This is a genomic window from Enterococcus termitis (genome assembly GCF_001730305.1).
Taxonomy (GTDB): Bacteria; Bacillota; Bacilli; order Lactobacillales; family Enterococcaceae; genus Enterococcus_L; species Enterococcus_L termitis.
This window is the reverse complement of record NZ_MIJY01000046.1, coordinates 122788-146274: the sequence shown is the minus strand read 5'-3', so window position 1 is coordinate 146274 and position 23487 is coordinate 122788. Positions and strand designations below refer to the sequence as shown.

Annotated in this window: 18 protein-coding genes and 1 pseudogene; 3 read left to right on the top strand and 16 right to left on the bottom strand. The window is 37.8% G+C overall.

What is annotated here, in order from left to right; all coding sequences use genetic code 11:
• Window positions 1–119 precede the first annotated feature (119 nt).
• The 8 genes from BCR25_RS18475 to BCR25_RS18440 all read right to left on the bottom strand — a co-directional run bounded on the left by BCR25_RS18475 (window position 120) and on the right by BCR25_RS18440 (window position 10750).
• On the bottom strand, window positions 120–1001 hold the full coding sequence (locus BCR25_RS18475) for a CvfB family protein (protein WP_069665087.1): 882 nt from the start codon (window positions 999–1001) through the stop codon (window positions 120–122).
• 18 nt (window positions 1002–1019) lie between these two features.
• The gene (locus BCR25_RS18470) at window positions 1020–1343 is read right to left on the bottom strand and encodes an AzlD domain-containing protein (RefSeq protein WP_069665086.1); all 324 of its coding nucleotides are present in this window, start codon (window positions 1341–1343) and stop codon (window positions 1020–1022) included.
• Window positions 1336–2040 carry an AzlC family ABC transporter permease gene (locus BCR25_RS18465; RefSeq protein ID WP_069665085.1) on the bottom strand — a complete coding sequence of 235 codons (705 nt, stop codon included), beginning with the start codon at window positions 2038–2040 and terminating at the stop codon, window positions 1336–1338. The genes BCR25_RS18470 and BCR25_RS18465 overlap by 8 nt, the downstream gene beginning before the upstream one ends.
• Window positions 2041–2251: 211 nt before the next feature.
• A complete protein-coding gene (locus BCR25_RS18460; RefSeq protein WP_069665084.1) occupies window positions 2252–4177 on the bottom strand; it encodes a cell division site-positioning protein MapZ family protein in 1926 nt (641 codons plus the stop codon).
• Between the two features lie 185 nt (window positions 4178–4362).
• Window positions 4363–5469, bottom strand: coding sequence for an RNA polymerase sigma factor RpoD (gene rpoD, locus BCR25_RS18455; RefSeq protein WP_069653135.1), 1107 nt, complete (start codon window positions 5467–5469; stop codon window positions 4363–4365).
• 72 nt (window positions 5470–5541) lie between these two features.
• Entirely contained in the window at window positions 5542–7446 is a 1905-nt protein-coding gene (gene dnaG / locus BCR25_RS18450; protein ID WP_069665083.1) for a DNA primase, read from the bottom strand.
• Window positions 7447–7673: 227 nt separating this feature from the next.
• Window positions 7674–10010: a cation-translocating P-type ATPase gene (locus BCR25_RS18445; RefSeq protein ID WP_069665082.1), complete on the bottom strand. Its 2337-nt coding sequence runs from the start codon at window positions 10008–10010 to the stop codon at window positions 7674–7676.
• Between the two features lie 134 nt (window positions 10011–10144).
• The gene (locus BCR25_RS18440; RefSeq protein WP_211272526.1) at window positions 10145–10750 is read right to left on the bottom strand and encodes a lysozyme family protein; all 606 of its coding nucleotides are present in this window, start codon (window positions 10748–10750) and stop codon (window positions 10145–10147) included.
• 186 nt (window positions 10751–10936) lie between these two features.
• Between BCR25_RS18440 and BCR25_RS18435 the strand changes: the two genes are divergently transcribed.
• Complete coding sequence (locus BCR25_RS18435; RefSeq protein ID WP_069665080.1) at window positions 10937–11656, top strand: alpha/beta fold hydrolase; 720 nt, start codon at window positions 10937–10939, stop codon at window positions 11654–11656.
• Between the two features lie 9 nt (window positions 11657–11665).
• A complete protein-coding gene (gene mprF / locus BCR25_RS18430) occupies window positions 11666–14254 on the top strand; it encodes a bifunctional lysylphosphatidylglycerol flippase/synthetase MprF (RefSeq protein ID WP_069665079.1) in 2589 nt (862 codons plus the stop codon).
• A gap of 55 nt (window positions 14255–14309) precedes the next feature.
• Here mprF and BCR25_RS18425 read toward each other — a convergent pair whose 3' ends face one another.
• Both BCR25_RS18425 and tuf read right to left on the bottom strand, forming a co-directional pair.
• The gene (locus tag BCR25_RS18425; protein WP_069665078.1) at window positions 14310–15185 is read right to left on the bottom strand and encodes a PhzF family phenazine biosynthesis protein; all 876 of its coding nucleotides are present in this window, start codon (window positions 15183–15185) and stop codon (window positions 14310–14312) included.
• Between the two features lie 100 nt (window positions 15186–15285).
• Window positions 15286–16472, bottom strand: a pseudogene (gene tuf, locus BCR25_RS18420) (elongation factor Tu).
• A 336-nt stretch (window positions 16473–16808) separates the two neighbouring features.
• Here tuf and BCR25_RS18410 point away from each other — a divergent pair.
• Window positions 16809–18179, top strand: coding sequence for a cellulase family glycosylhydrolase (locus BCR25_RS18410; protein ID WP_069665075.1), 1371 nt, complete (start codon window positions 16809–16811; stop codon window positions 18177–18179).
• 111 nt (window positions 18180–18290) lie between these two features.
• On the opposite strand, the gene BCR25_RS20515 is transcribed toward BCR25_RS18410, so the two are convergent.
• The 6 genes from BCR25_RS20515 to BCR25_RS18385 all read right to left on the bottom strand — a co-directional run bounded on the left by BCR25_RS20515 (window position 18291) and on the right by BCR25_RS18385 (window position 23459).
• Window positions 18291–18452, bottom strand: a complete 162-nt coding sequence (locus BCR25_RS20515; protein ID WP_169819040.1) for a hypothetical protein — start codon at window positions 18450–18452, stop codon at window positions 18291–18293.
• Between the two features lie 12 nt (window positions 18453–18464).
• Window positions 18465–18821 carry a hypothetical protein gene (locus tag BCR25_RS18405; RefSeq protein ID WP_069665074.1) on the bottom strand — a complete coding sequence of 119 codons (357 nt, stop codon included), beginning with the start codon at window positions 18819–18821 and terminating at the stop codon, window positions 18465–18467.
• Between the two features lie 260 nt (window positions 18822–19081).
• Window positions 19082–21070 (bottom strand): N-acetylglucosamine-specific PTS transporter subunit IIBC, encoded by a 1989-nt coding sequence (gene nagE / locus BCR25_RS18400; RefSeq protein ID WP_069665073.1) that lies wholly within the window; start codon window positions 21068–21070, stop codon window positions 19082–19084.
• Between the two features lie 24 nt (window positions 21071–21094).
• Entirely contained in the window at window positions 21095–21928 is an 834-nt protein-coding gene (locus BCR25_RS18395) for a PRD domain-containing protein (RefSeq protein ID WP_069665072.1), read from the bottom strand.
• Window positions 21929–22319: 391 nt separating this feature from the next.
• The gene (rpoE, locus tag BCR25_RS18390; protein WP_069665071.1) at window positions 22320–22949 is read right to left on the bottom strand and encodes a DNA-directed RNA polymerase subunit delta; all 630 of its coding nucleotides are present in this window, start codon (window positions 22947–22949) and stop codon (window positions 22320–22322) included.
• 75 nt (window positions 22950–23024) lie between these two features.
• Complete coding sequence (locus BCR25_RS18385; RefSeq protein WP_069665070.1) at window positions 23025–23459, bottom strand: YwiB family protein; 435 nt, start codon at window positions 23457–23459, stop codon at window positions 23025–23027.
• Window positions 23460–23487 lie beyond the last annotated feature (28 nt).

Here is a 23487-nt window from a genome sequence, read left to right as displayed (position 1 = left end):
GCAGCCCCTTATTTAGAATAATTATAAACTAGCTCAATATTCTCTAGTTTTAAATTATAATTAGTATAAAATAACTCCGAAATATTTGCAAGTGATTCTCAATTAGAATCAAAAAAGATTTATTTTTCTAAATCTGTTTCCTCTTTAGCTGGAAGTAAAAAAGTGTAGCCGGCTTCCTGCTTGATTTTACCTTGCTTTAATAAATTGCCGATTGCCCGTTTAAATTGAGCTTTACTGATGCCAAATGTTTGCTTGATTGTTTCTGGATCTGATTTATCTGTAAAAGGAATTTTGTGCTCTGACTCTCGTTCTAAGAAGGTCAAAATCATTGCAGCATCATCACTGATCACTTCATACCCACGAGGTTTTAATGACAAGTTTAAAACACCGTCCGGTCGCACACCGATCACACGGCCATTAATTTTTTCACCTAAACGAGGTTCTTGATAGCGTTCTGAAGGGTGAATAAAGCCAATATAAAAATCATCTGTCAAAACAAAGGTCCCAGCCATTTTTAAGCGATAAACAGTTCCTGTAATATTTTTATTTTTTATCTCTTCTGTTGCTGGTTTAGCCATTGCTTTGAAAAGTTTTTCATCCGCCAGTTCACCCCAAATACGATCTTTAGCATCAACTTTTAATGCAACCATCAACTGATCCTCTTTTTTAGGCCATAATTCGCGCATAACAGGCAGCTCATCCAAAGAGACGACAACATCCTTATCCTTCAAGCCGATGTCCACAAACGCCCCTAGATCTCTTCTGGTGCCCGTAACAGTTCCAAAAGCAAATTGACCGATTCGAGCAGCAGGAATAATCGTTGTCATTTCAGGCTCTTGCTTTTGATTTAAATAACCGAATCCTTCAACAGCTTCTCCGATTTCATGGTGACCTTCTTCTTTCGCCAAACGAAAAGTTATCCCATTTTTTTGTAAAAAGTAATATCCGTCATTCTCATCGATCACTAATGCGGTAAACACGTTCGCTAATAATTCATTCATATTTTTCTCCTTCTGGCTTTAGCCTAAAAAAATGCGTAATACAGCAATCGTAACGATACCGACCACGACTGTTTTCATCAAATCTTTGGTGCGAATCGCTACAAGTAAGGTCGGAATACAGCTGATTGCCTCTAATAGTTTTAATTTTGGAAATCCTGATGTTTGAGCTTCTAAAATACTCTGAAATAAAAGCGCCGTCAAGATACATATAGGAATAAACGATAAAAATCGTAAAAACCATTTCGGAAAATCGACCCGTTTGGAAATAAGAAAGGGAATGATTCGAGGAATCCACGTGACTAAAGAACAACCTAGAATGGTCAGCAACACATAATTATTCATCACGATAATTCACCACCCCAACGGTACAACCTAATAAAGTTGAAAATAACACTGAAAGCTCTGGCGAAAAAAAGCCCATGAAAAAATACAGTGACAGGCAAACTGTCCCAAGAACGATCAACGTTTCTTTTGTATGTTTTTTGATTGGATCATCGAGCTGTAAAATAAATAGCCCTGCAAACATCGCAACTAAGGCAAAGTCTAATCCGAGCAAATATGGATCAGGAATCCAGGTGCCTAATAAACCGCCAATAATCGTTGAAAGGATCCAAGCCAAATAAGCGGTAATGTTCAATCCGTGTGTCCAAGCAGATGAGACTCGTTGCCCATTAGTCAATGCTGACATCAATACACCATAGGACTCATCTGTTAAAAGCGTGCCAATACCAATACTTGTAATTAAAGGTTCCTGCTTAAAGTATGGCGCAACAGACATGCTCATCAGAAAATGGCGCAAATTCACTAAAAAAGTGGTAAAAATAATGGCTGAAACTGGTGAATGAATGGCAAGCATTCCACAAATGATAAACTGAGCACCGCCAGCATATACTAAAATGGACATCAAAGCAATCTCAAGTATTGATAACCCAACATTTTTGCCAACAACTCCAGCGGCAATCCCGATGCCTAAATAACCCAAAATCGTTGGTATACACGCCCTGACTCCTTCTTTGAACGTTGTGTATTCTTTCTCCATACTCTTTCTCCCTTGCGATTCGATCATTATCAATCTTTTTTATAATCAATAACAACCAAACTAATTCTACGCACAGACTCTCTAGCAAAACGTAAACTTAACCCCTTCTTGTAACAACCTTTTATGATTCTTTTGCTCTCAAACTAGAAGGAAAACGAGACAAAAGTGCAAAGACCTTTGTCTCATTTGCTTTCATTTTTAGAAGCATTTCTTATCTTCCAGCGTTTCTTGAAGCATTCCCCTTGAACCAACCAGTTTTAGCATTGATCGTAACCAAATATTGTCCGTCTCCGCCATAAAGATTATAATAACCTTCACCATTAATGATTCTTGCTGGCTGTAAAGAGTAATTGCCAGCAGTAATGTAGCCACGCTCAATACAAGTTGCAATAACCTTATCTTGTACGCCAGGCGCCCAGCTCCATGCAGGATTACTCATGTCACTTAAATCACTTGGATTCGCTGAATAAACTGGATCAGTATAGACACCGTCAGCATTAGCAGGTGAAAAAGTACTTGCATCTGGCTGTACCCCAGTTGTTGTCTGTCCTACATTCCCTTGATTATCGTAACCAGTCGTACCGGTTGCCGTTTGGTTTGCTTGCTGATCATTGATCGCTTGTTGTTGTGCGGCATTCGCTGCTTCTGCATCAGTTAACGCTTGATCTGCCTTTGTTAATGATTCTGTTAAAGGCTTACGTAAAGATTCACTTTTGACTTTGTCGACTTCGGTTTTGGCTGCATTATATGTTTCTCTAGACAACGCTTCAGTTAATTGATTGTCTTTATAAATCACTTCTACGGCAACTTTGGCCTTTTGTAATTGATCATATTGTGTCATCGCTTGATCGATTCCCTGATTGATCAGCTTGTCAAAGTCGTCCTTTTCAGCTCTTTTGGTGACTTCTACTTTTTTGTCAGCTTTGATCGCCGCATCATTGAGTTTGTTTCCAGAAATAATCGGTTCTGAAAATAGTTCATTGACCTGCGTAATCGCTGTTTGCTTAGTTGCTACTTTCTCATATAATGTGTCTAATTTTTTATAGTCGCTATCCTCTTTTAACGTATCTAAATTTTCTTTGATTGTTTTTAGACTGACGTTGACCATTTCAGGTTTGATAAAAACTTGTTTGTCATCCGTAAAATAACTGTTCAACTCTTTTTCTGTTTGAGCAGCCAGTTTTTCCTGTTGTCCAGAAACTTGTGTTGTACCAGACGTTTTTTTCTGTGTCTGATTATAGGCAAACCAAGAGCCGCCTGCTAGTACAACAACTGCTGCTAAAATGATAGACATTTTTTTATAATTTTTATTTTTTTGATTGTTTGTCGGCTCGGAAATTGACTCATTTGTACTAGGTGAAGCTGCTGGTTTTTCAAACTGATTTTTAGCAGGTGCTTCATCGCCTCCCTCTTTAAAGAAAATCGGTGCAGCATCCATCTCGATTTCTTCCGGCTTTTTGCTTTTAGAGGGAATCTTTGTAGTATCCGTTGGCAAAGGTTTGGGACCTATTGTCTTTTCTTCTTTTGGTTGCTCTTCCGGTTTGGTGAATTTAGTGATTTCTTCTTTAGGCATGTTTTGTTTAGCTTGCTCAGCCTTATTGTTATCTATGTCGTTAGATTTCACTTCATCTTGTCCTTTACTATTTAGTTCAACGCTTGGTTCACTCGTTTTTTCTAAAGAATCAGAATCAGCTGCTGTGCTGGACAATGCTTGTTCTGACTGTTGTTCGCTCGATTCTTTTGATTCTGTTGACTTTTCATCAACAGAATTTTGTTCATTTTTATGCTCATTGATGTATTGACTCAAGGCACCCGTCTCTTCAATTCCTTTTTCCTTGCTGTCAGTTGTTGTTTCAGGAGCTTGCTGGCCTTCTTCACTCACTGTGGATTCTTCCTGCTGTTCATTAAACATCGTCATCACGTGACCAATGCTCATATCTTTTAATTCTGACCATTCAATATTTTCATTTTGTTCTTTATTTATAAAATTTGAAGTACTTTCTTCATCTTCTGTCTCTACTCTTTTTTCTGAAGTTTCGTCAATTTTTGCTTCCTCTTTAAAAGAATAGCCGCAATTTGAGCATACTACTTCTTCATTATCTATCTCGGTTCCGCAATTTGGACATTGTTTCGTCATTCATTCCGCCTCACATTCTACTCATTCCAGTAAATCTAATCTACCATAAAATCGCTTTTCTTCCAATATGTACAGTCTAACTTTTTTGTTACGATTATTAAAAAAAGAGTGAAGCAAAACTTTTTTTTAGTTTTGCTTCACTTTTAAACCTAAATTGATACACTTTTATAAGAGTCTAAATGTGCTTATTCTAAAAAGTCTTTTAGCTGTTTAGAGCGGGATGGATGGCGTAACTTACGTAATGCTTTCGCTTCGATTTGACGAATCCGTTCACGTGTCACACCGAATACTTTCCCTACTTCTTCCAACGTTCGTGTTCGTCCGTCATCTAAACCAAAACGTAAACGCAATACATTCTCTTCACGATCAGTCAAGGTATCTAAAACATCTTCTAATTGTTCTTTCAATAATTCATACGCTGCATGTTCTGCAGGACTTGTTGCATCTTGGTCTTCAATAAAGTCACCTAAATGAGAATCGTCCTCTTCACCGATCGGTGTTTCTAAAGAAACTGGCTCTTGTGCGATTTTCAAGATTTCACGAACTTTTTCAGTTGGTAAATCCATTTCTGCACCGATTTCTTCCGGCGTTGGTTCTCGGCCTAAATCTTGCAGCAATTGACGTTGGATACGAATCAATTTATTGATCGTTTCCACCATATGCACAGGAATCCGAATCGTTCTTGCTTGGTCGGCAATTGCACGAGTAATTGCTTGACGGATCCACCAAGTCGCATAAGTAGAGAATTTAAATCCTTTACGGTAATCAAATTTTTCAACAGCTTTCATCAAGCCCATGTTTCCTTCTTGAATCAAATCAAGGAATTGCATTCCGCGTCCTACATAACGTTTTGCGATGGAAACAACTAAACGCAAGTTTGCTTCTGCCAAACGTTGTTTAGCTTCTTGGTCGCCTTCTTCGATTTTCAATGCAAGTTCAACTTCTTCAGCCGCAGTCAGTAACTGTACGCGTCCGATTTCTTTTAGATACATACGAACAGGGTCATTGATCTTCACACCCGTTGGGGCAGATAAATCTTCCATTTGGGCCTTTTCAGCAACTTTTTCGTCTTTTTTCAGACTATGTTCACTTGGGTCACCATTTTCGTCAACTACGCTAATACCAGCATCTTCAACTTTTTGGATCAATTTTTCCATTTCATCCGCATTTAATGTAAATGGTGTTGCTAATGTGTTTGTTAAATCATCATAAAAAACATTCCCTTTAGGCTTGTTTTCTTTGATAAAGGCTGCCAGTGCAGCTGCATATTTTTTTTCTGTTTCTTTTTCCATGAAAAGAAGGCCCCCTTCATTTTTCCATTCGGCTAAATCTATAAATAATAGTCAGATACGTTTGCCTAATTGTTAAGACGCAGTACGACTTTTTTGCAATTGTTTTACCAGTGTAATGACCTCGATTGCCAGTTCATCAACTAGTTGTTTATTGCCGATACGCTCAGCTTCTTTTTTCTGCTGTTGTTTCAGCATGATCAGCTCCTCTAGGCTAGAGTTTTGAATCACGCGTAAAACATCTGCCATCTCACGATCTGAGCTTTCCTCTGAAATCGTCTGCAAAGAAATATCGATCGCCAATTTTTTGACCTTATCTTCTTTCACAAAATCAAGAAAATCAGCAAGTAAAAACTCATTGTGAATACTCATGTAGCTGTCTAACAGTAAATATAGCTCTTGATATGAATCATGAGCAAAACTAAACGCAGGTAACTGCATCACTTGATTTCGAACACCTTGCTCATTCATCAGACGATAAAGTAATGTTCGCTCGGCCTTTTCAACTTGCGTTAAAGGCAAATTGTTTTGTACAGAAGGAACACTTTCTTGTTCAAACATTTCAGGTGGTTCCAACATATCTTCCATCTCAAAAGCAGGCGGTGGTGCTGTTTGCTGCTGGCGTTCTCTTCTTTTCGTTGAACGCTGCTGTGCTTCAATTTGCTTTAGTTGTTCTTCCAATGAATGAAACGATAATTGAAACTCTTGTGCTAACTGATTTAAATATCGGTCTCTTTCTAATGGCGATTGAACTAAAAGTAATTCCTGCAACAATTCATTAACATAATCAAGTTGCTCTTTTTCGTTATTCATGTTTCTTGTCAAACGGTGATAGTGCATTTTGAAACTAAAAACCGTTTCACGACCATGAAGAGCCAGCTCTCTAAAAGACTCACTACCGTATTTTCGCAAATACTCGTCTGGATCCAATTTTTCTGGAATACTAACAATACTTAGTTGAAAACGACTATGTTCACTCAATAAAGAGATCGCTCTATTTGTCGCTTCGATTCCGGCTTTATCGCCATCATAGCAGATCACGAGTTCTTTAGCGACGCGCTCTAATTTTCGAATTTGTTCATTTGTTAAACTCGTTCCCATAGAAGCTACTCCACTGGAAATTCCTGCTTGCCAGGCAGCCAGTACATCCATAAAACCTTCAAATAAAAAAACAGTGTTTTCTTTACGGATCTCTTTACGTGCTTTATCAAAGTTAAACAATGTCTCCCGTTTATTGAACAAAACAGTTTCTGGGCTATTGAGGTATTTAGGCATATCATCACCTGGAAAATCTTCTGTCTTTAGCAAACGTCCAGAAAAAGCAATGATATTGCCACGGTCGTCATTGATTGGAAACATGACTCGTTGATAAAAGCGATCTAGAAATTCGCCGCTTTCCCTTTGAATAAACAGACCAGATTCCTTGAATAGTTCTTCTGATGTTTGTTCATTTTGAAATACTTGGCTTAAAAAATCACGTTTTTGAGGCGCGAACCCAATATTGAATGTTTCGATCAGCTCTTTGGTCAAGCCACGTTCCAGCAAATAGTTTAATGCCGGCTCGCCGATTTGAGTATTCATCAGAACATGATGATACAAATCAGCCGCTTTTTTGTGCAGCTCGATCAGCTTACGATTTTGAATACTTTCTGTAGTATCTGCTTCATACGTATTGGTCCAATCAACTGAAACCGGAATTTGCTCCAATTCTGCAACTCTTTTAACGGATTCTGGAAAACTAATTCCTTCGATTTCCTGCAGAAAATTAAAAACAGTTCCGCCTTTTCCGCAGCCAAAACAGTGAAATATCTGTTTGTCTTCTGCTACTGAAAATGAAGGGGAACGTTCTTCGTGGAACGGACACAGACCCATATAGTTCTTGCCGGATTTTTTCAACTGAACATACTGTCCAACAACATCAACGATGTTCGTTCGTTGTCTTACTTCCTCGATCACTTCTTGAGGAATTCTTTGTGCCACTGTTCTCACCTCCTAAAAAGCCAAAAGCTAATGTACGTGATAGTCAGTAAAAAAGCACTGAAACCTTCAGCGCGATTTTCAAAAGACACAATTACACATGGTTAATTGTATCACATTAAACAGAATTTTCAAGTAAATTGCACGCTTATTTCTGAAATTTTTCTTTCCAACACAAAGTAAAAACACAGTTCGCTTTTTTTAAGACAGAACTGTGTTTTAAAAGGATTCTAAAGATCTTTAATTGTTTTTCCTGCTCGTTTCATTTGAATTAACCCAATCAATAAACGGACAATGATATTCATCACCATCATCACTGCAAAAATCGGTAAAGTTTGACTTGTTAAAAAGCCAACTTCTAAAATACTGTGGAACAACATTGCCGCAACATAAATACCACCAATAGTCGTTACAACAAGGAAAATCCGTAATGGATTGAAAGGCAAACATGCACGAACAACAGCCATACAGCTAATTCCGATCAATAAATAATACATTAATGTTGTTGTATCTATCTGTGTCAAGCCTTGGCTTTGACCAATCAAATAGATAGCAACAATATTCAAGACGACTAATACAGCATTCACAGAAGCATTTCGTAAAGCTGTCGGTAAAAATTTCCCTTGAACCTTGCGTTTATCTCCTTCAAATGACAAGAAGAATGCTGGATAACCTTCGATAGCTAAATCAATCAGTGTGATTTGAATCGGAATAAACGGAAAAGCAATTGCTGTAATCATACAAAGGATGGATAAAATAAATGAATAAATCGTTTTGATGAAAAAGATACTTGCCACTTTCGTGACATTATTGACAACACGTCTGCCTTCAAACAAAACATCTGGCAGCGTTGTAAAATCAGAATCCAATAATACTAAGTTTGAGATTTGTCTAGTTGCTCCGTCACCTTCTGCCATCGCAATACTGCAATCGGCTTCGCGTAAAGCTAAAACATCATTCACTCCATCACCAGTCATCGCCACCACGTGATCATTGTCTTTAAGCTCACGAACGATCGTACGTTTTTGCTGAGGTGTAACACGACCAAAAACGGTATAATCATGCACTGCTTTGCGGACATCTGCTTCAGTTTCCATTGTAGACATGTCGATATAAGACTCGTATCCATACAATCCAGCACGACGAGCAATGTTAGAAACAGTCACTGGGTTGTCCCCAGAGATCACTTTAAGATCGATCCCTTCTTCACGTAAATAAGCTAACGTCTCATTCGCATTTTGACGAATCGGATCATCTATTTCTAAAACAGCCAAAGGAGCTAAATAAGGGATAGTCTCTTCGTCCAGGGGCGTATTTTCAGCAATACCCAACATCAATACACGATAACCGTTCTCTTGTGCCTCGATTACTTCTTTAGGTAAGCGATCTTCAGTAACTAATTTTTCAGGCGCACCAAGATAAACAGTACCTAATTCGTTAAACTCGATTGCCCCCCATTTTCGCTCGGATGAAAAAGGTAACGTCTTAACTGCGCCATAACGATTAGAAAGTTCAAAGTGATCACGAATCGCTTGCATCGTAATGTTATTATCCGTACTTTCGGCTAAATAACTACCGATGATTTGCGGAAAATTCTCATGATAATTGGCATGTAACACTTCAACTTTTTGAACTTTCATTTTCCCTTCGGTGATCGTCCCTGTCTTATCTAAACAAAGGGTATCTACATGGGCTAAGGTCTCGATCGAATACATATCCTGAACCAAAATTCTTTTTTTAGCCAGCTTCACAACACCTGTAGTTAAGGCAATACTGATTAAAAGAACAAGTCCTTTTGGCAACATCCCTAGTAAAGCAGCTGCTGAAGCGACAACGGAACTTTTTAAGCCAGCATCACGAATCATAAACCCTTCTACAAATAGAATGATCCCTAAAGGAATAATCACTAAACTCGTAAATTTAGATACTTTACGAATCGAATTCACTAGTTCAGACTGAATCGGTTTATGTACTTTAGCTTCTGCAGTGATCTTCACGGCGTAGTTATCAGCACCTACATGAACAACCTTTCCGTGAACTTGTCCGCTGGCTAAGAAACTCCCTGACAGTAAAATATCGCCTTCGGTCTTCTCAATCAAATCAGATTCACCCGTCAGCAAGGCCTCATTGGCTTCTGCTTTTCCAGCTAAAACTTCTAAATCAGAGGGGACTTGTTCCCCAGCAGAAATCACAACAAGATCATCCATCACTAATTCTTTAGTATCGATCTCCATTTCCTTGCCGTCTCGAATTACATGTACACTTTCTTTGGCTACAATCGATAATTTTTGTACAAGATTTCTTGCGTGAATCTCTTGATAGATCCCCATCCCCATATTCACCAAAATAATAGCTAAAAATGCAAGATTGGAATAGGCTCCAACAAAAAGCAAACACAGAGCGATACCAAAGTTTAGAAAGTTAAACAACGTCATTACATTATCATAAATAATGTCTTTCGTTGATTTTGCTACATTTTCTTCGTAATCATTTTGAAGGCCTTGTCTCTTACGTTCCTCTACCTCCGAGTGAGTCAGACCTTGTTTTATATCAAACTTATTTGTCATGGATTTTGTTCCCTACTTTCTCCTTGTTAAAAATACACCTTCTCTAGTTTACTTGTTAATAGAAAGAACTTCAAGAAAATCCTCAAGAATTCGTAGAATTTCACTAGACGATTTTCTTAAGGATTTTAAAATTGTTATTTTAACCATTTAATAAATTGCATGTTCATCTTTACAATATCAGCATAAAACATATTGCCGCCATTTTTATATAAAAACCCACCATTATAAAAAACAGCTTGTGGGCGATAATAGCGATATGTTCTCTGATCATCATTTCCTAATAAGGGAGAAAGTACCTCTTTTGAATATTCCTCTGCCAAACGGATCGTATTTTTTCCGCCGCGTTCTTTTATAAAATCAATATAATCCAAGCCAAAATTATATGCTTGAACAGCAGTCCACTGATCGCAACCTGCTTCCTCTGCTTTATCGAGTGACTGCGCTAGATAAGCCACACCCGCATCAATGCTTTCTTTTGTTGTGCCAATCATGTGTTGTTGACCATAAACACTCTCACTGCTTTGCATCAAATCTTCTGCTTTGCCTTTTGACTCCGTATAAATAATAGCTAAAATCAAGTCTTTGTATTCAGGAATATCATTTTCTTTTACAGCTTGTTCTACCTCTGACTCAAACGTCATTACATGCTTCACATTTTTGCGAATATCATAGCCAAGATAAACGGTTAAAATAAGCAGCAGAAGCAAAACGAATAGCAGCATTTTTTTTAAGAATCTCATCAATTTGCCCATCGTATCATCCAAACTTTTTATAAGGTAGTTTTTATCATACGTTATTATTTATAAAAAATCTAAATAAATGCTAATTCTTTATTATTCTTTAAGAAAAAGAGAGAGATCTATGTTTCCTTTCAGTTTGAAAACCATCCAAAAACCGCTATACTACTATTGACAGGTGGTAATAAAATGAAACATGAAAAAAAGAACATACGGACAACCGATGGCAGTCAAATCTATTATGAAGTATCCGGTGAAGGCTTCCCTTTATTTTTACTTCATGGTAACGGCGGAAGCGGTGATTATTTTGAAAAACAACGACCGGCTTTCAGTCAATATTTTAAAGTTTTCACTATGGATAGTCGGGATCATGGACGCTCCACCAATCAAAGTACCACACTTACATTTGAGCAGATGGCAGAAGATCTATATATGATCATGAAACATGAACAATTAGACCAAGCCGATTTTGTGGGCTTTAGTGATGGGGCAAATTTAGCGATGGTTTTTGCAAAACAATATCCTCATGCCGTTCATCGACTGGTCTTAAATGCGGGAAATACAGTAGTCTCAGGAGTTAAATTGTTCTTTCGAATTCTAACAGCTTTACAGTATGGTATGTTATGTATAGCCGCAGTGATAAGCTCTACCGCAAAAAAACAATTGCGTATTGTGCGCTTGATGGTAAAAGATATTAATGTCACAACAACTGATCTCAATCACTTTCATGCGAAAACCTTAGTAATTGTTGGTAAACACGATATAATCAAACGCTCACACTCGATTTATTTAGCAAAAGAAATCCCCCAGGCTGCTTTTGTTTTAGTTGCTCATCAAGGGCATTCGTTTGCCAAGAAAAATCCAGAACTATTTAATCAAGAAGTGCTCTCATTTTTATTAGAAAAGTAGGTGTATCCAATGAAACGAGTCATGCAATGGTTCAAAGAACGAACAAGCTATTTTAAAACAATCTTTATTTTTTCAGTTATCATTATTATTTTACGCGAACTTCTTTCTATCAGTAAAACTATTTCTTTCAGTCAATTGGGAATCATTTTTCAAGATATCCCCTTTTGGAAAATTATGTTGATGCTGGTTATTGGATTGATTGCGGTCCTGCCGATGATCGGCTATGATGTGATTCTCAACAACATTCTGCAGCAAAAGCCTAAGAAACTGTTCCTATTTGAAAGCAGCTGGATGATCAATACGATCAATAATATTGCTGGCTTTGGCGGTCTTATCAGCATTGGTCTTCGTTCAGAGTTTTACGGCAAAGAAAAAGACGGCAAAAAAGTGGTACAGGCATTATCTAAAATTTTACTATTTTTAATGTCCGGCTTGTCGATTTATAGCTTCATTGCATTCTTACTGGTTATTTTTGGTCATACAAATGAATACATTCAGCAATACTGGATCTGGTTAATTGGTGGAGGACTGTACTTCCCAATTGTTTTACTCGTTAGCTTATTAAGAAAGGACGAATACATCGGAGACATCGACAGACCCACACGAGCTGGTCTGATTTTCACCTCTTTCTTAGAATGGACAGGTGTTTTAAGCAGCTTTCTATTGATCGGTCTATTAATGGGTGTCAAAATAGATCTATTGCAGGTAGTTCCTTTATTCATAGCCGCTTCTGTGATCGGGATTGTTTCAATGGTCCCTGGTGAACTGGGTAGTTTTGATTTGCTTATGATTATCGGCTTATCCGCTATTGGCATTTCTCGTGAAGTCGTCGTCGCATGGATTCTGCTTTATCGTCTGTTTTACTATATTATTCCGTTTTTAATCGGCGCATTATTTTTCATGAAAAATTTGAGCCATACATTAAATAAACGCTACTCATATATCCCGAGAGAACTTTCGACAGCATTCGCTCATAAATGTGTGGTTTTTCTAATGTATTTTTCTGGGATCATGGTCGTTTTATCGGCAACGATTCCTGAAGCCTTTATCGAATTAACTTGGCTTAAGCAATTAAACCCACTTTCTTTTCGAATTATCACACAACTGCCAGCAATTTTATTAGGCTTTTTATTATTGATCACCGGCAGAGGTATTGCTGCACGAGTGAAACGAGCTTATTTACCGACGATCGGTCTGATCGTGATTACCTTGGTTTATACCTTTGTTAAGGATTTCAGCTGGGGCGTTAGTTTCTTTCTTGGATTGTTGCTGGTTATTATTGTTTTTTCCAAAAGACAGCTATATAGAGAGCAATTGGTCTATTCATGGGAAATGGTAACGATCGATGGAGCAATTTTTCTAGCATTGACGATTTTATATATCGTGATCGGTGTGTATAATTTGCCTACCTTTCCTCACCATAAACACCGCTTCATCTCCTTCTTTTTATTCCCTTCGGAGAAAATTTGGTTTTCTGGACTTTTGGGGATTTTATTGGTTACCTTATTCAGCTATTTATTCATTCGTTATTTAGAAGGAAAACGATACAAACTCGGTCACTCTCTTGATGAAAACCGTGTTTTAACACTTCTGACGAGCTACGGTGGAAATACAGATAGCCAGTTGATTTTTCTTAAAGACAAGGACATGTATATTTATCAAAATAGTGACCAAGAAGACACTGTTTTACTGCAGTTCAAAACGTTAAATAATAAGTGTATTGTAATGGGCGATCCTTCGGGTAAAAAAGAAGACTTTTCAGAAGCGATTGAACAGTTTATCAATGAGGCTGACCGTTGGGGCTATCTTCCAGTCTTCTATGAAGTTTCTGAAGAAATCGTCATGTTTCTACATGAATTTGGTTATGATTTCATAAAAATGGGAGAAGAAGCACATGTCGATCTACCAAACTTTACATTATCAGGTAAAAAAATGAAAAGTGAACGTGCGGTTATGAACCGTTTTACTAAAGAAGGTTACTTGTTTGAGGTGCTGCAACCACCGTTTTCTACAGAGCTAATGACAGAGCTTAAACAAGTTTCAGATGATTGGCTTGGTAGCCGTAAAGAAAAAGGGTTCTCCCTCGGCTTTTTCTCAGAAGAATATTTACAGCGCGCACAAATCGCTGTAGCAAAAGACCAAGAAGGGGCAATCATCGCTTTTGCTAACATCATGCCTACCTACACGAAAGAGGAAGGTACGATCGACTTGATGAGATACAGTAAAAAAGCACCATCCGGCGTAATGGATTATCTCTTTATTTCTCTATTCAACTATATGCGTGACGAAGGCTTGACCTATTTCAATCTGGGAATGGCGCCTTTATCCAATGTAGGTACTTCCAGAAAAAGTTTTATTCAGGAACGTGTCGCTTATCTTGTGTATGAGTTTGGTTCTCGTTTCTATTCGTTCCAAGGGTTGCGGGATTACAAAGAAAAATATGCTGCACGTTGGGTGCCTCGTTATACTCTTTACTCTAGAGAAAGTTTTATTGCCTATGTTATGATCGCTTTGTTGATCATCGATAATGCGCCAATTGAAAAACAAAATAAGGTCCACGGTGTACGCCGTATTTTAAGAAATAGATACCAACGATAAAAAAAGACATTCGCTACTTAGCTCACTAAATGCTAACAGCGAATGTCTTTCTTTTTTAATCATCAAGAACCACCTTGATTGCTTCGTTGAAACAAGCTGTACCTGTGATCTGAACAGTATGTGCTCCTTTTATTCCTCTACTGACATGAACAAGAACTTGACCTTCTTTTTTGACTTGTTTGCCTTGAAAAATGGTCAACTCTTTTCGTTCAGCCTTTGGATAAATATGGTTCAACGCATACGCTCCCATAACACCAGAGGCGGTACCTGTTACAGAATCTTCTGTTGTTCCAGAAAAAGGAGATGAAAAATGGCGTGCTGTCATGATTCCTTCATCTTGCGAAAGAATCGTTATAGGATGGATCGAAGCCTTTGGTACCTCTTTCAATAGTTCAGGAAATCGTTTCGAATCTGGTTTCATCGCATCTAAAACGGACACATCTTTGACAGGCAAAATCAATGTCCAAGAGCCTGTATTTCCATATTTAATCGGTAAATGATGGTCTAAATCAGATAGTTGAATGCCTAAACTAGCACAAAGTGCCGCTTGATCTCCCTCAAAATCTATAAATCGAGGCGTTGCCTGTGTCATTGTCAGCTGATTTAACTCATCGTTGTAATAAACTGGAAGCAGTCCTGCGCCTGTCTCGATCGTAAGTTTTCGAGATCCTTTATTTTGATACAATGCAAAAAGACTTCCCATGGTCGCGTGACCACATAGAGGCGTTTCATGACCTGGCGTAAAATACCTCAATTTAACGTCTGCACTTTCACTGGTGCAGCAAAAAACAGTTTCATTGTACCCAACCCTTTTTGCGATTTTTTGCATATCTTCCGTACTAAAACGATCTCCATCCAAGACAACTCCAGCAGGATTTCCTTGACCTGGCGTTTCAGTAAACGCATCAATTCTTAAAACCGTACATTCCACAAGGTTCTCCCCCTTTTTTAGCCCATATCATACACCAAAAAAGCGTATGAGTCAAAAACCTTTTTCAGCCTTTGAAACACACGCTTAATGGACATTATTACTATTCTTTTATTTTTGTGACGATTCCAGAGCCGACAGTACGTCCGCCTTCACGAATAGAAAATGTTGTTCCTTTTTCAACAGCAATCGGATGGATCAATTCAACATCTATGGTGACATTATCTCCCGGCATTACCATTTCAACATTTTCCGGCAAATCAACCACGCCAGTAACATCTGTTGTACGGAAATAAAATTGTGGTCGATAGTTAGTGAAGAATGGCGTGTGACGCCCTCCTTCTTCTTTTGTCAAAACATACACTTCAGCAACAAACTTGGTATGCGGAGTGATCGAACCTGGTTTAGCAATAACTTGCCCGCGTTCGATTTCGTCACGAGTAATACCACGTAACAATACCCCGACATTATCTCCTGCTTCACCGTAATCCAAGGTTTTACGGAACATTTCAATTCCCGTTACAACTGCTTTTTGTGTTTCTGGTTTGATCCCGACAATTTCAACTTCATCTCCCACACTGACTTTGCCTCGATCGATTCGTCCAGATGCAACAGTGCCTCTTCCTGTGATTGAAAAAACATCTTCTACAGGCAATAGCAACGGTTTATCTGTATCTCTTTGAGGCGTTGGGATATACTCATCAACTGTCTTCATCAATTCCATGATGGCAGCTTCAGCTTCTGGATCTCCTTGCAGTGCTTTTAGGGCAGAGCCTTTAATGATCGGTGTATCATCACCAGGAAAATTATATTCATTTAGTAATTCACGAACTTCCATCTCTACTAGATCGATCAGTTCTTCATCATCTACTAAATCTGTTTTATTAAGAAAAACAATTAAGTACTTTACACCCACTTGACGTGACAATAAAATATGTTCTCTTGTTTGTGGCATTGGACCATCTGTTGCTGATACAACAAGAATTGCGCCATCCATTTGAGCAGCTCCTGTGATCATATTTTTCACATAATCTGCGTGTCCTGGTGCATCGATATGTGCATAATGGCGAGCTTCTGTTTCGTATTCCACATGAGCGGTATTGATCGTGATCCCGCGTTCTCTTTCTTCTGGCGCTGCATCGATACTAGCATAGTCCTGCGGGTTTGCAAGGCCTTTTTCCCTAATACTGTAGTGATTGCAGCGGTCAATGTTGTTTTCCCATGATCGACATGACCGATCGTGCCGATATTTACATGGGGTTTACTTCTGTCATAATGTTGTTTTGCCATAATTTACAAACCTCCTATTTTGATTGGTCAATGGAAGGTTATCTTTGACCTTCCCTGACCTTAAATTGAATTATATACTCTTTTTAAATAAAATCAATTTATCTGCTTAATAGCAATTTGAACAACTCAACTGGAATTCATTATTATTTATCACGCTAATAAAATGAACTGTTTTTTAATTTTAATGTATAGTCTTTTATTTGAATCCCGCTATTAATCATGGTAGTATATTAACCAAATAATATAAAGTTAATTAATTATACTGATTATTTTAGCGTAGTTACTCATTAGTCGACGAATAGTTAACTACAACTCACTATCTTTGGAGGTTATCAAATGAAAAACAAAATGGTTTTCCCTTTATTGCTTGCCCTAACTTTTTTACTGACAGTGCTGGTTCCCAAAAATGCAGAAGCTGCTTCTGATGGTTTTTATGTCGATGGAACAACTCTTTACGAATCAAATGGTCAAAAATTTACAATGCGAGGAATCAATGTCGCTCATACATGGTTTAAAAATGAGTCAACCGTTTCTTTGAAAGGGATTTCTAACACTGGAGCCAATACTGTTCGTCTTGTTTTGTCAAATGGACAAAAATGGCAGAAAGATTCATTGTCAGAGGTCAAACGTTTAGTTGAAGAAGCAAAAGCGAATCAACTTGTGACTATTTTAGAAATCCATGACGCGACGGGTTCAGATAACATCGCTGATTTAAATAAGGCAGTGGATTATTGGCTGGAATTAAAAGATATTCTGATTGGTAATGAAAAATACGTGATCTTAAATGTTGCTAACGAATGGGCTGGTGCATGGAATAGTGAAAACTGGAAAAACGGCTACATTCAAGCCTTACCAAAAATTCGTGCTGCTGGTATCAAAAACACAATTATGGTTGACGCTGCTGGTTGGGGGCAATATCCACAATCTATTATAGATTACGGAACAGAAGTTTTTCAGTCAGATCCATTAAAAAATACGTTGTTTTCTATTCATATGTATGAATATGCCGGTGGAAATGAAGCAACGATTAAATCAACTATCGACAACGTGCTAAATAAGAACTTAAGTGTTGTGATTGGTGAATTTGGTGCGGAACATAGTAATGGCGATGTGGATGAAAATACTATTATGAACTATTCACAGCAAAAAGGGGTCGGATATCTAGGCTGGTCTTGGAAAGGCAACAATGCTGATTTGGCTTATTTAGATATTGCTGAAACTTTTGATGGAAATTCATATACAAGTTGGGGTGAAACGTTGCTATACCACGAGAACGGCATTAAAAATACCTCAAAAAAAGCATCCATTTTTACGGGCACTACAACTTCCCCTTCCTATAATTATATCCAGTATTTTTACGGAAGCAAGTCAGCTGAACCTTGGGGCCAAGCAGTAAGCCTAACTACCAATAAAAATGGTGGACCAATCAACATATCTGATATAAAAAAAGATGGTTATTTTTATGTTGAATATACTGGAACAATGAATTCAATCGAACTATGTTTGCAAAGTTGGTCTGGCGGACCGACTTGGGTAAAAATCACACCCAGTGAAACGGGACAAACTTCTGGTGGCTATTATGCCAAATTTTCTTATACAGATTTAATCTCTAACTTCGGAAGACTAGACCTTCTTGATCAAGTACATGTATCAGCTAAAGAACAAAAAATTACCGTTAACAAACTTCAATATGGCGTCTACAGTTGATTTTATTTTTATGAAACTAAATAAAAAACTTACGAGACAAGCTGAGGTTTGATCACAACTTGCTTCGTAAGAATCTGCTGTTTATCAGGTTTTCAAAATCCTGATAAACAGCTAATTTTTATAAAATTGGTCCATTTTGCGTTCTACATTTTCACCGCATACATTCGCAAATTCAGCGGATAAACGACGTAGTTCTATTGCGTCCTCCAGAGAAAGTTCCTCTGTTTGAAATTTTTTGATCAGTCCCAACAACTGCTCTGTATTTTCCATCATATCTCTCCCACCTTACCGTTCATCAACGACTTGTATAGGCTCCTTTTCATCATAAACAGTCAAAATAAATTTCTCTTGATAAGGTTTAATCAATTCCTTTATTGAATCGATCATATGCATTTCGCAATCAAGGTAAAGAATCACTGCCTCAAATCTATTTTTTGTTTCATTTAAAAAGCGTGTTAAGTCGTTAAGTGTATTCTGTTTTGTGATTGTTTCATAGGCTGGCATTTGTTTTGCTCGAATAAAATTATATGGAATCTCTCCAGAATATCCGATAACTGCAACTTTTTTACCTGTGTGTTCTCTTTTTACTAAATCCCAAATCTTCTCGATCTTTCTTGGATTGTTTCCTTTGACAATAATCATTGATTTATCTCCTTATTCTCCATCATATTTACTCAATATGACACAAAGAAACCACATGATCATCAACTGGCACTTCTTTGTGTCCAGCTTTATTCACGCAAGATAATCTCCTCCTAAAAAACAAGTACATCTTAACCATAGCACAGAAAAAAAATAAAGCAAGAAGAGAAAAAATAAACATTAAACGTACTTTAAAAAAACAAAAAGACAAAGCCTAAATTCCATCAGAATCGACTTTGTCTTTTGTTAATTAACCTAACTTATTTTACAGTCACTTTACCAATAAGATCATTGGCTGCGGCTGTTTGACCAGATTTACTTAGGTCATAATTTTCAACAACATCTTGATTTGTGAAAACAACGATCAAATCAGATTTTTTACCTGCAGCTTCAAGTGCTGCTAAATCGATTGTTGCGATTTTATCGCCTTGATTTAGCACTTGTCCTTCTTCTACATGTAAAGTAAATGGTGCACCTTTTAACTCAACAGTATCTAAGCCCATATGCAATAATACTTCAATGCCAGAATCTGTTTGAATGCCTAATGCATGTTTTGTTGGGAAAATACTTGTGATTTTACCAGCGACAGGAGTCGTTACTTCTCCATCAGTTGGAATCACGGCAAACCCATCACCCATCATTTTAGCTGAGAACACATCATCTTGCACTTCTGAAATTGGAATCACTTTTCCGTTTGCTACAGAAAACAGCTCAGTTTCTTTCGTAGTTGCAGTTGTTACTGGCGCTTCCTCTTTCACCTCAGGCTTTTTTACAGGTTCACCCGAAACAGGTGCAGCACCATTACGAATTTTATTCATTTCGTCAGCAACGAACTGAACTTCTGTACCAACGATTACTTGAATATTCGTATCATCAATCACTTTCACTCCCGGAACGCCAGTAGCTTTGATTTTTCCTTGATCAACTTTACTTGTATCAGCGACAGTTAAACGTAAACGAGTCGTACAGTTATCGATAGAAGTTACGTTTGCATCACCACCAAGACCTTGGTAGATTCTGCTTGCTAATACTGCAAATTTGTTATCTCCGCTTGTAGCAACATCCGGTGTTTCTTCGCCTTCACCTTCTTCACGACCTGGAGTCATTAAGTTGAATTTTTTGATGGCAAAGTCAAATGCAACGAAATACAGAACTGCCATTACTAAACCTTGAACAACCAACATATATGGTTGGTTTGCAATCGGGTTACGTAAACTTAATACGAAATCGACTAAACCAGCACTGAAAGCAAATCCTGCTGTCCATTGGAAAATGGCTGAAATAAATAATGAAATACCAGTTAAAACAGCATGTAAAACATATAAAGGCCAAGCAACAAACATAAATGAAAATTCTAAAGGTTCAGTGATACCAGTAAAGAATGAAGCAAATGCTGCTGCGATCATCAATGAAGCTGTTGCTTTTTTCTTTTCTGGACGAGCGTTACGATAAATCGCATATGCTCCAGCAGGTAAACCAAACATCATCATTGGGAAGAATCCTGCTTGATACATACCAGTAACACCTTTTTCACCAGCACCAGATAAGAAGTTTCCGATATCGTTGATACCAGCTACGTCAAACCAGAATACAGAGTTCAAAGCATGGTGTAATCCAGTAGGAATCAATAGACGGTTAAAGAATCCATAAAGACCTGCACCGACCGCACCTAATTTAGAAATAGACTCTCCGAATGTTACTAAGCCAGAGAATACGACTGGCCATACAAAGAATAATACGCCAGAAGCAACTAACATTGCTAAAGCTGTCATGATCGGCACTAATCGTTTTCCACTGAAAAATGACAGAGCCATCGGCAGCTTCACTTGACTAAATCGGTTGTACATCGCTGCTGCAATTAAACCAGATAAAATACCGATAAAGGCATTGCTGATTTTAGCAAACGCTGGATCAACTTGTTCTACAGGAATTCCTTTCATTGCGCCAACTGCAGCACTTGAAAGTAATGTCGTTACCACCAAAAAGGCAACAAGCCCACTAAGTGCAGCCGCTCCGTCTTTGTCTTTTGACATGCCTAATGCTAAACCAACTGCAAATAGCACTGGTAAGTTATCAATAATTGCGCCGCCTGCTTTAACTAAGAAAACAGATAAGAAATTCGGATCTCCTAATCCAGTCATTACATTTGGATCGATCCAGTAACCAATCCCCATTAAAATCGCTGCTGCCGGCAATACGGCTACAGGAAGCATCAATGAACGTCCCATTCTTTGCATGTATGCTTTCATTTTTTTGTATCTCCCCTTATTCTTTTATTTGGTCATCCTCAAGCGTTCAATATGAATCGCCAGATAACCTAATTCTTCATTTGGAACTTGATAGTGAAAGTTCCTCATTAACAAAACTTGAACTTTTTTGGAAATCTCGTAGCTTTCTGCGTATTTCTTACGGACAACATCTAAAATTTCATCATCCAAGACTGCATATTGATTTTGTTGAAAACGATGAATAAACAAGCGCAGATGATTGACTAACCTTGAATAACTCAAGCTCATCTTTTCATCGTGAATATTGATTCCTAACTCTTGCTCGATTAAATGAATAATTTCTGAAACAATGGTGACTTCACGAATACTTTTACTGTTATCCGTTCGCCCACTACGAGCACTATGAATATGGATCGCTATATATCCTGCTTCATCATAGCTAAATGGAATTTCCAATGTTTGCGTTAAATAATCAACTGCCCATTGCGCGACTGCGAATTCTTCGCTATATAAAATCTCGATCTCATGTAAGAGCTTATTTCGCACAATAATGTTATTTTGAATATTTTCAGCAGCAAATGCAATGTGGTCACTTAGCCCGATATTGATATGTTCATTCAGTTTCTCACCTAAAACCATTTCAGCATGAGCAATGATTTCTTCCGTTACAAAGAAATACTTTTCGTCTATTTGCGATAGTAGAACCTGAAGTTTTTTTACTCCATCCGGCTCCATCACAAACATTCGCTCCACCTGTTGTGGGAATAATAAGTCGTTTTTCTTCTTGTTAAATCCCACGCCTTTGCCAACAGCCACTTTTTCCTGTCCGACATCTTCAACAAGTACTGCATTTTGGTTAAGCACCTTTTTGATTTTCATAAACATTCCTCTTCTGCAGAAGTAGATTGTCCGCATTCCTGTGCCAAGACAACAAAAAAAGCATAGAACAATCCCGTCAAAATATGAGTATATCATATTTTAAAGAAATTCTTCCATGCCTAGTATTATCTAGTCACATGAAAACGCTATTCGTTTTGTTAACAGTGATAGTTTACAAAGATATAGACCATTTGTCAACAAATTTGTCGTTCTTTTGTAAAAAACAACGAATCTGGGCTGTCATTCTAAGAATAACAACCCAGATTTTTGGCATTCAGCTAAATAATAAGACGAAAGCAGTCGGCATTTTGTTCCGGTTTCACCCACATCTAAGAGCGGATGAAACCAAAAATAAGCGAGACACTTTCGTCCAAATCTTGTGATTCGATTTTTATTCTTCTTCTTCAGAATACTCGTCGTCTTCGTCATCGAAGTCATCATCTACATCATCGTCATCGATAATTGTAAGATCTTCTTCGATTCCTGGTAATTCTTCTTCTTCGTCATCCGAATCAGCCCCGATTTCTTGAAGGTCAGAGTTGTATGCTTTGATTTCTTCATCCTCATCGTCATCTTCATCATCGTAAAGAATATCTTCGTCATCTTCATCAGTCAATTCTGCATCTTCCGGATCATCGTCATTGTAGTCGATCACATCTTCATCATTTGCATCAATGATAAAGGCATTGACCTTCTTACGTTTTCTACGGCGTGGTTTATCTTCTTCATCTTCTTCTAAACCATGTGTTACTTCTTCGTCGATAGAATCGATTGGATACCATGAGCGCAAGCCCCAACGGTTATCTCCTAGAGAGATAAAACTGCCATCAATATTTAAGTCAGTATAAAATTGTGCTAAAGAGTCACGAATTTCGCTGTCAGATTTTCCAAGATAATTTTGAATTTGGTTTACTAAATCAGAGAAATCCATCACATCTTCACGTTGTTCTAAAATTGCATGCGCAACTTCGATCATGGATAGTTCATCTTTGTTCAACCCGTCAAATACATTAATTTCCAAACGGTACACGTCCTTTCACAGTCTACTCTTTATCATACAAAAACATAGAGAAAAAATCAATTGATTCTTACATAATTACGCAGTAAATTCTAATTCTAAATGATATTCCCCGATTTTTTCGGCCTGTGAATACAAATCATAGTCAATTAAAATACTTCCAGCTACCGGCTGATCTTTTAAACTAAAGCGCAAATTACGGGTAAACGTTGTAATTTGAAATAATCCGTAAGGCGTTCTATAGCTCGTATCCAGACGTTCCTGATAAGCAAATTTCAGGCGCATTCGCAAGCCCCCTGCTCGAATCAATTGAATTTTCCCATCTGGTTCTACCTTGATTGTAACAGGAACTGGTTCTCCTTCTTCCTGCTCTTCTTTATAGCGAATGTATAAAGTATCACCAATTTTAACGATCTGCCCATCCAGATCAAAATAAAAATTTTTCTTTTCTCCAGCTTGATCAACAACTGTCTTAAGCTGAATCGATACAGGTGTTCCTTGTGACAAATCCATAAATAACACGCTCCTTATTTTAAAAGTT

Coding starts and splice junctions, on each gene's coding strand:
- mprF (WP_069665079.1), top strand. CDS start 11,666: ATGAAACGAGTCATGCAATGGTTCAAAGAACGAACAAGCTATTTTAAA.
- rpoD (WP_069653135.1), bottom strand. CDS start 5,469: ATGGAAAAAGAAACAGAAAAAAAATATGCAGCTGCACTGGCAGCCTTT.
- BCR25_RS18395 (WP_069665072.1), bottom strand. CDS start 21,928: ATGAAAATCAAAAAGGTGCTTAACCAAAATGCAGTACTTGTTGAAGAT.
- BCR25_RS18435 (WP_069665080.1), top strand. CDS start 10,937: ATGAAACATGAAAAAAAGAACATACGGACAACCGATGGCAGTCAAATC.
- BCR25_RS18445 (WP_069665082.1), bottom strand. CDS start 10,010: ATGACAAATAAGTTTGATATAAAACAAGGTCTGACTCACTCGGAGGTA.
- BCR25_RS18470 (WP_069665086.1), bottom strand. CDS start 1,343: ATGAATAATTATGTGTTGCTGACCATTCTAGGTTGTTCTTTAGTCACG.
- BCR25_RS18475 (WP_069665087.1), bottom strand. CDS start 1,001: ATGAATGAATTATTAGCGAACGTGTTTACCGCATTAGTGATCGATGAG.
- BCR25_RS18410 (WP_069665075.1), top strand. CDS start 16,809: ATGAAAAACAAAATGGTTTTCCCTTTATTGCTTGCCCTAACTTTTTTA.
- nagE (WP_069665073.1), bottom strand. CDS start 21,070: ATGAAAGCATACATGCAAAGAATGGGACGTTCATTGATGCTTCCTGTA.
- BCR25_RS18385 (WP_069665070.1), bottom strand. CDS start 23,459: ATGGATTTGTCACAAGGAACACCTGTATCGATTCAGCTTAAGACAGTT.
- BCR25_RS18460 (WP_069665084.1), bottom strand. CDS start 4,177: ATGACGAAACAATGTCCAAATTGCGGAACCGAGATAGATAATGAAGAA.
- BCR25_RS20515 (WP_169819040.1), bottom strand. CDS start 18,452: ATGATGGAAAATACAGAGCAGTTGTTGGGACTGATCAAAAAATTTCAA.
- BCR25_RS18405 (WP_069665074.1), bottom strand. CDS start 18,821: ATGATTATTGTCAAAGGAAACAATCCAAGAAAGATCGAGAAGATTTGG.
- BCR25_RS18465 (WP_069665085.1), bottom strand. CDS start 2,040: ATGGAGAAAGAATACACAACGTTCAAAGAAGGAGTCAGGGCGTGTATA.
- BCR25_RS18440 (WP_211272526.1), bottom strand. CDS start 10,750: ATGAGATTCTTAAAAAAAATGCTGCTATTCGTTTTGCTTCTGCTGCTT.